This is a genomic window from Brevibacillus borstelensis (assembly GCF_037834415.1).
In the GTDB taxonomy this organism is placed as follows: domain Bacteria; phylum Bacillota; class Bacilli; order Brevibacillales; family Brevibacillaceae; genus Brevibacillus; species Brevibacillus borstelensis_A.
The window spans coordinates 1-12,840 of record NZ_JAUMSJ010000021.1 but is presented as its reverse complement, the minus strand read 5'-3'; the positions used below and the strand labels follow the sequence as shown (position 1 = coordinate 12,840).

Sequence of the window (12,840 nt, the reverse complement as noted above, 5' to 3'; positions counted from 1 at the left end):
CATGCGATGAGCGAACTGAAGCTGACAACAGACAGCTACACGTACCAGGAGCTGCGGCAAAAGTACAACAATTTTCATTCTCCCGCGGTCGAGATCATCATCGGCGGTAAAAAGCTGGTTGCCGACCTGGCCGCAGCCGTTACGAAAGTGACCGTCAATTCCAGTCTCGACGGAAAAGCCGACACTTTTTCGTTTGCCGTCAGCAATGCGTTCGATCCGATCGAATGGGAGTTTCGCTGGGTTGACGATTACCTGGTCCCCGGCAAGGAAGTGGAAATACGGATGGGCTACGGGAGCGAGCTGGCGCCCCTGTTCTACGGACATATTACCGCTGTCTCGTTCACTTGCGAGGACAACCCGACGATTACAGTCAAGGGCATGGACAAATCGTTTCTCATGATGACGGACAACAAGTCCACTTCATGGGACAAGAAAAAGTACAGCGAGGTCGTGAACGAAATCGCCAAAAAATACGGCCTGAACGCGCATGTGGACGACACGGCCCAACCCATTGCCAAAATCGCCAAGACCGAGCAACATTCCGACTTTCATTTCCTCAATCATTTGGCCAAAATCTGCAACTTCGATTTTTTCATCATCGGCAAGCACCTGTACTTCCGCAAGCCGTTGACGAGCACGTCACCTGTCCTCACTCTCGAGTGGGGGACCTCGCTTCGCAGCTTTTCCGTCGATGTCAATATCGCTTCGCAAGCGGCCTCCTACACGGTGCGAAGCATGGAGCCGAACAAAACCGAGCTGAAGGAGGCAAAGGCCGCCTCCTCCGATGTCGGCAAGCTGGGAAAAAACGCGAAAACAGGTGCCGATCTGTTGAATGCTATTGGCAGTTATTTTGACAAATACGAATCGACGAAAAAGATGGAATCGGCGGAGGAGCGAAAGGCGGTCGCCCAAGCCAAGCTGAACAAGCTGGCGATGAATCTTTTGAGCGGGAGCTGCGAGGCTGTCGGGATACCGGAAATCCGCGCGGGCCGGTATATAGCGCTCGGCGGCATGGGCAAAAAATTGAGTCAGCCGTATTACATTACGTCCGTTACCCACTCCGTCGACGGCTCATCGGGATATGTCACGACGTTCCAAGTGAAGGGAAATACGATATGAGCTTTGATAATTGGTTCGAGCTTGATGACTACAGCGACGAGCGGGCGAAAATTCACGGCGTGTTGGTCGGAATCGTCACCAATAACGAAGACCCCGAAAAGCTGTCGAGAGTGAAGCTGAAGCTTCCCCTGCTCGATGACGAACGGGAAACCGATTGGGTGAGAATCGCTACCATGATGGCCGGGAAGGATCGCGGCAGTCTGTTTATTCCGGAAGTGGGCGACGAGGTGCTGGTCGCTTTTCATTTGGGAGACATCCGCGAGCCTTTTGTGATCGGAATGCTGTGGAACAAAGACAATCCCGGTCCGGAAATGGCGGACAAAAATCATGTCCGCAAAATCAAATCGCGCGAGGGCCACGAGGTGATTTTTGGAGATGATCCCCAGGACGGAAGCATCACGATCAATACCAAGAAGGGGCAGCGCATCGTGCTTTCCGACAAGCAGGATACGATCACTATCCAGGAGCAGAGCGGCAATAGCGTGATCGCCATCAAGGGGAGCAGTGCCAACGAGATCACCGTGAAAAGCGGAACGAGCACGATTACGCTCGATGCAAAAGGACAGGTAACTATCGAAAGCAGCGCATCGGTCAAGATCAAATCGACGCAGATCGATCTGGAGGCAAATGGATTGATGAACATCAAAGCGGGTGGGGCACTGCAGATAAAATCGGACGGCATTGTCGGGATTACGGGAACAGTAGTCAAAATCAACGGATAACGGTGGGATAGGATGCAGGATGTATTTGGAGGAAAGGGCTGGAAGTTCCCCGTGCAGGTAGACCGGGCCACAGGACGAATCCGGCTCTCGGATGTGGAAGCCGACATTGCGGAAGCGATTCGCCTGATTCTCTCGACTTCAAAAGGGGAAAGAGTGATGCGGCCAAAGTTCGGCTGCAATTTGAAGGAATACATGTTCGCCGGCACCGACGGGACCAGCTTGTCTTTGCTGAAGTCGGATATTGCGGAGGCGATCGCGATCTGGGAGCCTCGCGTCCGCGATGTACAAGTGGACGCTTCCGTGGACAGGTCAGACCCGAGCAAGCTGAATGTCTCCATCCGATATACGACACGGGCCACCAATCAGTCGTACAGCCTCATCTACCCGATGGAGCTGCACGGACCAGGGGCGTAGAAAGCGCTCGTTTGCGAGTATCGGCTGACGGACGCGGCTAAGAAGTGGGAGATCGTCGGTTTCGACAAACGAACCGCAGGCAACAGGGGATCAGGAAAACAAGGGGAGGTGGATGCCGTGAGACCGCCGCTAGTCGATCCGAGTGATGTACAAGCGTTGATTCGCAAAATGCGTGAAATGGCTCCTTTTTATACCCCTGAATGGCGGTTTGCCCCCGAGTCGCCAGATCCGGGAACGGCGCTGTTTTTCATTTTCGTGGACATGCTCATGAACAATATCGAACGGCTGAATCAGGTGCCTCAGAAAAATTTTATCGCCTTTCTGAGCATGCTGGATGTTTCCTTGGCTTCTGCCAGACCGGCCGAAGCGTACCTGACCTTCGAACTGAGCACGGGAGCTCCGCAGCCCGTCTGGATTCCGTCAGGCACAAGAGTGTCCGGCAAGACTGCGGAGGGCGAAGAGATTGTTTTTGAAACCGAGCGGCCGATTCTGGCGACACCCGCATTGCTTGCGGATCTCTTCCTGACAAACGGCAATCAGGACTTTCTCTCCCGGCTGTCCGATTCTGCCTACGAAGACATGAAAAACGGCACACTGTTCCCCCTTTCCGTTTTTGACACCGGGCGATTGCAAAATGACCAGCGGCACTACTGGTATCTTTCGCATAACGAGTTGTTCCGGTTGAGCGATCGAGCGGTTATCCAGCTATCTGTCTCCAATGAACGGGAACGTTACCTCGAGCCTGCCATCACAAAAAAACTGGCCGACGCGGAACTGGTCGAGTGGGCCTATTTCTGTGACGGAAAGTGGGTGCCCTTTGACGAAGTCATTTCGGATCAGACGAATGTGATGCTCGTGAAAAAGCAAAAGAATCGATGGGAGACACGGGAGATCAATGGGATCGAAGGCCGCTGGCTTCGCTGCCGCGTCAAGCCGCTTCAGATCGACAGGATGATCAGGCAAGACGGGGGACTCGCGCTGTCCTCGCTCAAGCTCAAGGCGGACTACTTGCCCGAGGTGCCGGACGGCGGGCTTATACCCGACATGATTTTCGCAAACGATGTGCAGGCAGCTGCCGCGGGATGCTATCCGTTTGGCGAGCAATTTGCTTCGTACGGCATGTTTTTCCTCGCCTGCGAAGAGGCGTTTACCAAGCCCGGCAGCCGCGTCACGCTCCGTTTTCGGATGAAGGTGGTTGCGAGGCAGCTCCTCCATCAGGCAGAGCAGGAAATAAAATGGAAGCTGATCATGAAGGAATCAGCCTTTGCCCCTCCTCCATCAACGGCCGTTGCCATCGCCAGTGCAGTGTGGGAATACTGGAATGGCAGCGGATGGGTGACGCTTGCGATGGAAGAGGGAGCCGAGGCTGTGCTTGCTTCCCGTGAAACGGAAGAACGCACACACTCCTTGACCTTTTGCTGCCCGAGTGATTTTTCTCCTACCTTTGTCCATTCGCAGCACGGCTATTGGATACGGGTGCGGATTCTCCAGGTCGAGGGCTTGTACGGCCCGAATCCGGTATACATGGCGCCTTGGCTCGACCAGATAAGCTTGCGATACGAATATCCTGAAGCGGTACTGGAGCCGAATCACAGCCTCTCGGTGAACAATCTGGACTGGCAGCTTTACAGCTCGATCAAGGACGGGGCGATAGGCGAGGGTGTCGGCCTTATAAGGCCGTTTGCCGGTCTCGACTGCAAATCCCCGGCCCTTTATCTGGGATTTGAAAGCCAGCTTTCACAAGGGCCCGTGTCCCTGTATATCTCTCTGTCCCCGGCAGATGTGAAAGAAGGACCGAAGCCGCTGACTCATTGGGAATATCTGACCCTGGAGCAGCGGGAGCCAAGGTGGGTCAAACTGCATGCGGTCGATCAGACGTCAGGGCTGACGGAGAGTGGAACGGTTCGCTTTGCGGTACCGCCCGACATGGCGAAGGTATCGGTATTCGGCAGGGAGCGCTACTGGCTGCGGCTGGCAAATCCGGACGGGAGGATGGACCCCCTTCATCCTCAATGTGTGTGCCCCGTGATTGAAGGTCTGTACCTGAATACGACACGTGCGGTCCAGCAGGAGACGATCCGCAGCGAGATGGCGGACCCGACTTCGGAATCTCTTTTCCTGTCTGCTTCCGAATACCGCCTGTCCCGCTTCCCCGTCATCACCGAGGAGGTCTGGGTAGACGAAACGGGCTGGCTGACATCCGAACAACAAGAAAAGCTGGCGTCCGATCCGGCGCATAAAGTGGAGGAGATCCGGGATTCAGGGGGAAACGTGCAAAAGTGCTGGGTGCAGTGGCGACGCGTGGAGCATCTGCACGACTCCGGCTCGGAGGACCGTCATTATGCATTGGACCGGGCTAGCGGAAAAATTTCGTTCGGTGACGGCCATCGCGGCAAGGCTTTGCCCCAGTCCGGAAAGGACAAGGTAAAGGTCACCTACAAGATCGGCGGAGGGAAAAAAGGCAATCTCCCCGCCGGAGCGATCAACCATCTGGAGAATTCCATTCCGTTTGTCCAGGCCGTTTACAATCCGCAGCCCGCAGTCGGGGGATGCGATCTGGAGCTGCTTGAACACGCTTTGGTGCGCGGACCCAAGACGATCAAGAACCGGAACCGGGCCGTCACAACCGAGGATTTCGAGTGGCTGGCCAAGAGTGCCCATCCCGGCGTAGCCAAAGTGAAGTGCCTTCCCCATACAAACGGGAAGCTGCAGCGAGAGGCCGGTCACGTGACCGTTGTCGTTTTGCCGGCCGCAGGCAGCTTTGATCATCGCTTTTTTGAGCTGAAGCGGCAGGTCGCACAGTATTTGTTGAAACACGCCGCAGCTACGGTTGCCCTGCCGGAGAGCATCCATGTAATCGAACCGGATTACTTGGAAATCTCGGTAACGGCAGAATTGGCGGTGGGCTCTCTTGAAGATATGGTCGTGGCGGAGATGGAAGCGCTGCGTCGGCTGGAGCAATTTCTCGACCCGTTGTCCGGCAATTTTAACGGAAGTGGCTGGGAGATTGGACAAAGCCTGCATCCGTCACTGCTGTTTGCCCTGCTGAAATCAGTTCCACGTGTACGCTATGTGAATCAATTGACGATCAATGTAAGTCGGATTGCAAACGGGCAGCGGACGGAAATTTCCCTGGAGGCGTACGACAAGATATTGCACGGCATCGTAGTGGGCGGAAAACACCGGATTGCGGTCCGCGTGCTTTAACCGGGAGAGGAAGGAGGGAACCAAATGCTGCCGTCCATCCATTTGGATGACCGCCGGTTCGAGGAAATCGTGGAAAAGTCCAAAGCTTCCATCTCCAGATTGGCGCCGGAGTGGAGCGACCTTGGGCATCACGATCCGGGCATTGCCATGATCGAGATGCTTTCCTGGCTGATGGAAATGCAGCAATATTATCTGAACCAAGTCACAGAGAAAAACGAGCGGAAGTTTCTGAAGCTGATGGGCATCGTGCCGCAGCAGCAAGCATGTGCAAAAACAGATGTCACCTTTGACGGCGTGACCGATGCATCACTGCTGCCGGAGGGGACGAGGATGTTTGCCGACAAGCTTCCCTTTGAGACCGAAGAACCGCTCGTCCTCGTGCCGGCAAGGCTGGAGAAAATCCTGGTTCAGACGGAAAGAGAGACGACAGACGTCACTTCTTCGAACGGTCACCAAGGCGTCACCTACTACGCGTTTGGACAACAGGCGAATGCGGGCAGCCGGATTTACCTTGGTTTTGACCAGCCGCTGCCGACAAGCCACAAGGTCCCTCTTGGGCTGCGGCTGTTTGAAAACTACCCGGTGAAAGTGACGCGAGTGGAGAGCGAATCGCTCTTTGTCCCTTCAGCAAGAGTCGCCTGGGAGTACTACGGGGCGGGGGCGAGCCCGAGCGGAACTGGCTGGCATCAGCTTCCCGTTGTCAGGGATGAAACGATGCATTTCTCCTTTTCCGGCCGGGTGCACGTAGAGCTTCCGCATGAAATGAAGCCGCTGCTGCTCTATCCGGCCAACGACAAGCCCCGCTTCTGGATTTGCTGCACGGTTGTGCAAGGCGGCTTTGAGCTTTCGCCTAGACTGGAAGAGATCGAGCTGAATTCGGTCCGGGCTGTGCAGCGCGAGACCCTCAGCAACGTCTGCGAATTTGATGGAACCGGCCTGCCGGGCCAAAGGATCGCCGTTTCCGGATACCTTCCCTATTACGGCAGCATCGAGGTGCAGGTGAGGGGAGCGTATGGCTGGGAGCTGTGGCGGGAAGAGCCTGAGTCAAACGGGGCGAAGCCTTCTTCCGCGCAAAATGGAAGCTACCGTCTCTGGCGCGACAGTCTGCATAAAGCGGCCATCATAGACTTTGGAGATCAGGACGTAACCGGTATTCCTCCAAAGGGCTCCAAAAACATAAGGGTAATCGCCTGCCGGGACGATTTTGCGCGCCAGCGGCTCGTCGGAGAAAGCAGCGGATTGCCCGACCAGTCATTTCGGCTCGGTGTGAAACATATTCTCCGGGAAAGTCTGCACGTGCAGGTGGCGCGAAAGGTCGAAGGATTGCCGGAACCGGTCTGGGAGGACTGGGAGCTCATCGATGACTTTGACGCATCCACATCTTTTGACCGTCATTACCTTCTCAGACAAGAGGATGGGGATTTTTTGATCCTGTTCGGCAATAACGAGCACGGGGCGATTCCCGAGAGGATCGAGGGCTTTCCCGGCATTCGCATCCTTTCCTGCCAGACGGGAGGTGGCGTGGAGGGGAATATCCAGGGGGGACAGATCAACCGATTTCATAGCAGCGATGCTCATCTTTCCGAAGTGCTTGTGACCAATCCGGCACCGGCAGCGGGCGGAAGGAAGCTGGAAACCACGGAGGAGGCGAAGCATCGCCTGCGAAAACAAAGGAATATGCCCGACCGCGCGGTAACGGCAGCGGATTACGAGCAGATCGCGCTGCGCACGCCCGGTGTCAGGATTGCCCGGGCCAAGGCAATCCCGCTGTACAAAGCGGGAATGGCGGATTACCCACGGCAGAAGGCAGCCGCTCAGATGACAGTTGTGGTCGTTCCCTACACAGACCGGCCGACGCCGATGCCAAGCGACGGCTTCCTGGAGACTGTGAGACGGCATTTGGAACGGCGCCGGCTGCTTGCGACGGAAGTCCACGTCGTCCCTCCCGCCTATATCAAAATCACGGTGTACGCCACGGTCGTGGTGGAGCCTGCGCTCCTCGAAAAGAAGCAGGCCATGCGGGACGCGCTGCGTCATTTTCTGCAGCCGTTGGACATCCGCGGGCATGAGCAGATGTCCGGTGAAGGAAGAGGCTGGGATTTTGGCCGGCCCGTTTACAAATGCGACCTGTTTGAGCTGCTCAACCGGATGGAAGGCGTCCACTTTGTAAAAGACCTCTGGATTTCCGCCGAGGGAGCAGGTATAACGAGGGACGAGGAAGGAGATATTCGCATCCCTCCGCACGGGCTCGTATATTCCGGCGACCATGTTCTGGAGCTGATCGGCGCCAAAGGCAGATAGGAAAACGGGGTGGGACGGTGGAAGGCGAAAACAAGTTTTTTTCCATGAACAAAGCTGCCGATTGGGGCAGAGGGGCATGGGTCAATCTGCAATGTACCGACGAGGGTCTGGAGCTTGAATGCTGCGAAGATTATGAGGTGCACCACGTGCGCAAGGCAGCGGATCTGTTTCGGCTGGAGGGCGCTTCTGCGGCTCAAGCGGATGCCGACTCGGCACGCTCTCCCCGGTTGCTGGATTTTGCCATTGGGAGGCCGGGTACCATCTATTGGCTGGACGAGTCCGGGGCGCTGACTAGCTATGACGATGCGAATCAGTATAAAGAGACGCTGTTTCGCGCGGGCCACCAATTGTTTACGCCGTATGCGGCTGTTCTGGCTGATGAAAAGTATCTGTTTATCGTCGATCCCGGCGCAGCGCGAAAAGTGGCAGCCTACTCTGTCGGCAATGGTCAATGCGTCTGGAGCGAAGAGCAGTGGGAGGGCATGCCGCTGTTTCCTGTGGCCGCCGGAGTGGACGGCGGAGGCATGCTGTACGTCGTGCTCCCGCTTGTTTCCGAAACGTTTTCCCCAGGGGAGAGATTGCCGGAAGGGACGGAAATCGCGGTCCTCAAGTTTGATCGGGCGGGCAAGGTTGTCAGCCGCTTTTCGCACAGCGAGTTGAGATTGCAAAGAGCAGGCGGCATTCGGGAAGTGCAAAGGGGCAGACTGTTCCAGCTATGCGTACCGGACTCGGGGGAGTTGTACGTCTTTCAAAAGGAAAGCGGGCAGGTCGTCTGTTTTACCCCGCAAGGCGCGACTGTTGCGACCTTGGCAATTCCGGCGGGGGCCAGGCCCGGGGGATTTGGAGTCGGGGCAGGGCCGATCCTGTTTCTGGGAGACTTGCGCCGGATGGATTCGGCGCACGACCATTCCCGTTTCATCTTGCGTTTTCTCCCAAGCGGGGAAGCGGTTCATCCGCTCACCTGCTATCGGGGGCGGGCAGACCAGCTGCTTTGCGACAAGAAGCAGCGTCTGTATGTATGGGACGCGGACAGTGAAATGCTGTCGATCCTCCAGCTCAGTTCGAGAACCTCAAGGCTGGAGCCCCCCGGATTGCCTGTCGGTTATTACTTCTCCCATTCGCTTGACAGCACACAGACTGAAACGCGCTGGCATAAATTCACCATTGACAGCGAACGTCCGGAAGAGACGCAGACGCTGGTCTCCTATTTTGCGTCAGACCGCAAGCAGCAAGTGCTGAACGGAAAACTGCGCGATCTCGACGAGTTTTTGGCGGACCCCGCTGTCGAGTGGCAGGAGAAGCTGCGAGCGACTGCCAGCCTCTGGTCGGAGCCGGTCGTCAACGCGTCGGATGCCCTGTTTCTTTCTGCGCAGGGCCGCTATCTGTGGCTGAAAATCGAGCTGCATGGCACCGAGCAGCATTCCCCCCTTCTGCGGCAGCTGCGGGTATACACGCCGCGCCACTCCCCTTTACGCTATCTGCCCGCCGTATTTCGGGAAGAGCCTGAAAGCGCGGACTTTTTGGAGAGGTTTCTGGCACTGTTCGGCACTTTTTTTCTGGAGATAGAACAGAAAATCGACTCGATGTCCCGCTACTTTGATCCGGATACGACACCGGACGAGTTCGTCCCGTGGCTGGCATCGTGGCTGGGCATCGCGAGCGAGGACCACTGGAGCGAAGCTCAGCTGAGAGAGCTGATCAGACGTGCGCCGGAGCTGTTTTCCCAGCGGGGGACGCGCAGCGGCCTTGCAAACATGGTGCAGCTCTACACCGGCGAGCGGCCCATTATCGTCGAGCACTTTCAAATCAGGGATATGCTGGCCAATCCGGAGCTTCATCCGCTCGTCTCCGAATTGTACGTGGACAATCCGTACAGCTTTTGTCTGCTGGTCACCCGCGAATGTGTCAGCACGGAAAAAGACCGTTTGGCGGTGCAGAAAATTCTCGATGACCAGAAGCCCGCGTTTACGGAAGCCAAGCTGGTTGTCATACAGCCGGGCATCTATGCCGATCTGCACAGCTACGCCGGAATCAATACGTACCTGTCTGAGCCTTCATGGCTGACGCTTGACCAAAATCTGTCCATCCCCTACAACACAGTCCTGGGCACGCGAGACCGCAGCCGGCGAATCGATGCGGACACAAGACTGGGCTTCGATTCGTCACTGGAATAGCCTATTTTTTCAAGCGAGGTGTTAGCGGTGAAAAACCTGCGTTACTTTCCGTACGAACGAAATTTGTTTTTTAAAGGGAAGCTGCTGACGGTAAGAGACTTCGAGTCGGAACAGCGCTATTTCAACGACAAGCGAAGACTGATCAATCGGCTGATTCACGGGGGCGGCGTGGTCTGCGGCTTGCAAGTCGTGGCGGTGGATGAAAAGCAAATCTCCGTGGAAGCAGGAGTCGCACTTGATTATCTCGGACGGGAAATCGTCGTACCCGATCCGGTGAAGCTCAAGCTTTCCATGATGGACGGGTTTTCAAACAACGACTACGCCAAAAATGTATACGTCTGCCTGGCCTATGATGAAAAGGGAAAGGAGCAGGTTTTTTCCGTCGCCGAAGCAGGGGGACAAGAAGTGTCCGAGTACAACCGCATAGCGGAAGGGTATACATTGTTTATCAGGGAAGAAGCCCCGCACCCGGCGTCGTTTGAACGAGGCGGGTTGACCGAGCAGCGGGTGCTGGTGTACCAGGATTCCCAGCTGCGCATCTGGCAGGCGTCGCCCCGTTACGTCAACCCCGGAGAGATCTTTGAGCTTCGGGTGCATGTGGAGAAGACGGTCCAGACTCCCCGCGTCCAGTTTCAGTATGAGCTGGACGCTCCCGAATTGACGGTGCTTGAGGGAGAGGGAGGGCGGATATGTTTCCAGGAGCGCGTCGATTCGAAACAGACCGATTGCGTCGCCTCTTTTCGCCTGAGGGCCGGGCTGCAGAGCGGAGCCGTTTCACTCGGCGTCAAAGGCGGGCGAGCAGAAGTGCGGCTCGGGGACAGGCTGGTGCAGGTTGAGCTTTCCACGGCGGGGAAGCTGGAGATAACTCCAGAGGATATCGAAGAGCGGATTCTTTCGGACTATTACAGCCAAAAGCTGGACAAGATCACCGAGTTGAACGATTACCCGTGCATCTACTTGGCCAAAGTGTGCCTGCTGCAGATGAACGCCAGCTATGTGATTGAAAAAGTGGTCCCGGTGCCGTTTGAGGAATACGTGTATACACCGTCGCTTTTGCAGCAGCTTGGTCAAGCACGGAGCAAGCAAGGAGCGGCTGGTCCGGTTACCGATCCCCTGCGGACTGTCGCCAGGACAAGGGAGCTTGCGGCAGGGGAGAAGCCGTCCTTTGCCATTACATACGATGCGGAATCAAATGAGTACCTGTTTGACTTGGGGCTCCCGAAGCAAGGCAAACACGGTGAGCAAATGGCCACGGGTGTCGTGGAGATTCCCATCGAGCCGTTCACATCGACCTGGCCGTTCATCGCCAAAGTGAACAACAGCTTTTTTTCCGACGAGATCGGGCATGGACTCGGCAGCGGAAGCGTCTTGATCAGCACCGGGATCGAGGATGATACCCCGGATATGTTTGTCGATATTCTTTCACAGAGCGACCAGATTTTTTATGGAAACACCGGCGTTTTTGAAGACACCGAGTTCGCTGCGGATGCCGTTCATATCTCCGTGGGGACGATTTTGTACCCGCGAAAAGGAACCTTTCGCATCGGAATCAAACTTCGGGCTCCTGTCCAGATGGATTTTGTCCGCGTGCGCTGGTGGGCGATGAGGCCTTCTTCTGCGGCTGCTTCAAAAATCAGGGAAACCGCTGGCAGCTTGGAGGAGAACGGCAAGCGAAAGTCCGATGTATATGAGGCAGCGGCGGGTACTGATGAAGAAAGTGAGTAGGTTCCTCTTATTGATAGAAAACATCCCGTATTTGTGGTATTTTTAGTATGAGTAAACCATTTTGTCCTCGGGAGGTGACGCTGTGGAGTTTTCCTTGGATATGACGCTCTTGCTGTTGGCGATGGGACTGTCGGGATACTTGGTCGCGCGACTGTTTGACAGTCCGGCGAAGCCGTTTGTCTGGGCGGCTTGTTCAGAGAGAGGCGTCGATTCACAGCCGCCGACCGAGATTTCGGCCCGCTTGGCCGGACATCCCAGAATGCTTTGGGTGCGGCGGAAAAAGCCTCCCAAGGAGCGAAGTCATTCCAGTGACGACGCGGATCCGCTTGCCTTCTTGTATCGAAACGACATATGCAACGATACGAGGAGGAATTCCGGATGTATACCATTGTTCAGCCAGTTATTGATCTTTTGGCCGCGCTGCTGAATGTCATTTTTCAGTTGGCGCAGGATTGGGGTATCGCGATCGTACTCCTGACGCTGCTTGTAAAAGGTTTGCTTTTTCCGCTCAGCCTGAGGACGGCCCGCCAGACCATGCTGCAAGTCCTGATTCGCCCTGAATTAAAGCTGCTTCAGGAACGATATAAAGACGATCAGCCGAAATTGATGCAAGAGACGATGAACCTGTATCAAAAGGCGGGAGTCAAGCCGTTGTCGATGTTTACGACAGCGATCGTGCAAATGCCGATCTTCATGGCGATGTACGGTCTGTTTTTGACTCATGGGGCGGCGATGTCCTCCTCCTTTATTCCCTGGGTCGTCTCGTTTGCCCAGCATGATGCGTGGCACATCCTGCCTGCGCTGGCCGCCGGACTTACCTTTGTGACCGGGATGATTCCATTGACTGGCGAGATGCTGACTGATGCGCCGTTCGTTCAACGGGCCATGACCTCGCTGATCATGGTCGTCTTCTTCCTGATGATACTCTGGAAAGCGCCTGTCGCTCTGGGCTTGTACTGGACAACCGGTTCCTTGTTCGGCTTGCTCGAACGCGGTTTTTATCGAACCAGACTGGGAAGAAAGGTATTGATGCGGGGGAGAGCGGAAATGCTGGCAAGGCAAGAATGACACAGCGGGCAAGTGAGCGGATTTCCGCCGCGAGTTGTGGAGATGGATCGATTCCGTATACCTATAGCGCACAAGTCTAGCGTCACACGTTTACTTTCCTATGATGGAAA

9 protein-coding genes are annotated in these 12,840 nt (G+C 55.8%); all 9 read left to right on the top strand.

The window, feature by feature from the left end:
- Positions 1-6: 6 nt before the first annotated feature.
- The 9 genes from Q3F21_RS16740 to Q3F21_RS16700 all read left to right on the top strand — a co-directional run bounded on the left by Q3F21_RS16740 (position 7) and on the right by Q3F21_RS16700 (position 12,730).
- Complete coding sequence (locus tag Q3F21_RS16740; protein ID WP_340255310.1) at positions 7-1,119, top strand: phage late control D family protein; 1,113 nt, start codon at positions 7-9, stop codon at positions 1,117-1,119.
- Positions 1,116-1,841 (top strand): phage baseplate assembly protein V, encoded by a 726-nt coding sequence (locus Q3F21_RS16735; RefSeq protein ID WP_340255307.1) that lies wholly within the window; start codon positions 1,116-1,118, stop codon positions 1,839-1,841. Before Q3F21_RS16740 ends, Q3F21_RS16735 begins: the two co-directional genes overlap by 4 nt.
- Positions 1,842-1,853: 12 nt before the next feature.
- On the top strand, positions 1,854-2,255 hold the full coding sequence (locus Q3F21_RS16730) for a GPW/gp25 family protein (RefSeq protein ID WP_340255304.1): 402 nt from the start codon (positions 1,854-1,856) through the stop codon (positions 2,253-2,255).
- Between the two features lie 117 nt (positions 2,256-2,372).
- On the top strand, positions 2,373-5,462 hold the full coding sequence (locus Q3F21_RS16725) for a putative baseplate assembly protein (protein WP_340255301.1): 3,090 nt from the start codon (positions 2,373-2,375) through the stop codon (positions 5,460-5,462).
- Between the two features lie 24 nt (positions 5,463-5,486).
- Positions 5,487-7,763: a putative baseplate assembly protein gene (locus Q3F21_RS16720; protein ID WP_340255298.1), complete on the top strand. Its 2,277-nt coding sequence runs from the start codon at positions 5,487-5,489 to the stop codon at positions 7,761-7,763.
- Between the two features lie 17 nt (positions 7,764-7,780).
- Entirely contained in the window at positions 7,781-9,937 is a 2,157-nt protein-coding gene (locus Q3F21_RS16715) for a phage tail protein (RefSeq protein WP_340255295.1), read from the top strand.
- A gap of 27 nt (positions 9,938-9,964) precedes the next feature.
- The gene (locus tag Q3F21_RS16710) at positions 9,965-11,662 is read left to right on the top strand and encodes a hypothetical protein (RefSeq protein ID WP_340255292.1); all 1,698 of its coding nucleotides are present in this window, start codon (positions 9,965-9,967) and stop codon (positions 11,660-11,662) included.
- 82 nt (positions 11,663-11,744) lie between these two features.
- Entirely contained in the window at positions 11,745-12,089 is a 345-nt protein-coding gene (locus Q3F21_RS16705) for a hypothetical protein (RefSeq protein ID WP_340255289.1), read from the top strand.
- Complete coding sequence (locus Q3F21_RS16700; RefSeq protein ID WP_340255286.1) at positions 12,041-12,730, top strand: YidC/Oxa1 family membrane protein insertase; 690 nt, start codon at positions 12,041-12,043, stop codon at positions 12,728-12,730. The genes Q3F21_RS16705 and Q3F21_RS16700 overlap by 49 nt, the downstream gene beginning before the upstream one ends.
- The last annotated feature ends 110 nt before the right edge of the window (positions 12,731-12,840 follow it).

Coding starts and splice junctions, on each gene's coding strand:
- Q3F21_RS16740 (WP_340255310.1), top strand. CDS start 7: ATGAGCGAACTGAAGCTGACAACAGACAGCTACACGTACCAGGAGCTG.
- Q3F21_RS16735 (WP_340255307.1), top strand. CDS start 1,116: ATGAGCTTTGATAATTGGTTCGAGCTTGATGACTACAGCGACGAGCGG.
- Q3F21_RS16730 (WP_340255304.1), top strand. CDS start 1,854: ATGCAGGATGTATTTGGAGGAAAGGGCTGGAAGTTCCCCGTGCAGGTA.
- Q3F21_RS16720 (WP_340255298.1), top strand. CDS start 5,487: ATGCTGCCGTCCATCCATTTGGATGACCGCCGGTTCGAGGAAATCGTG.
- Q3F21_RS16700 (WP_340255286.1), top strand. CDS start 12,041: ATGTATACCATTGTTCAGCCAGTTATTGATCTTTTGGCCGCGCTGCTG.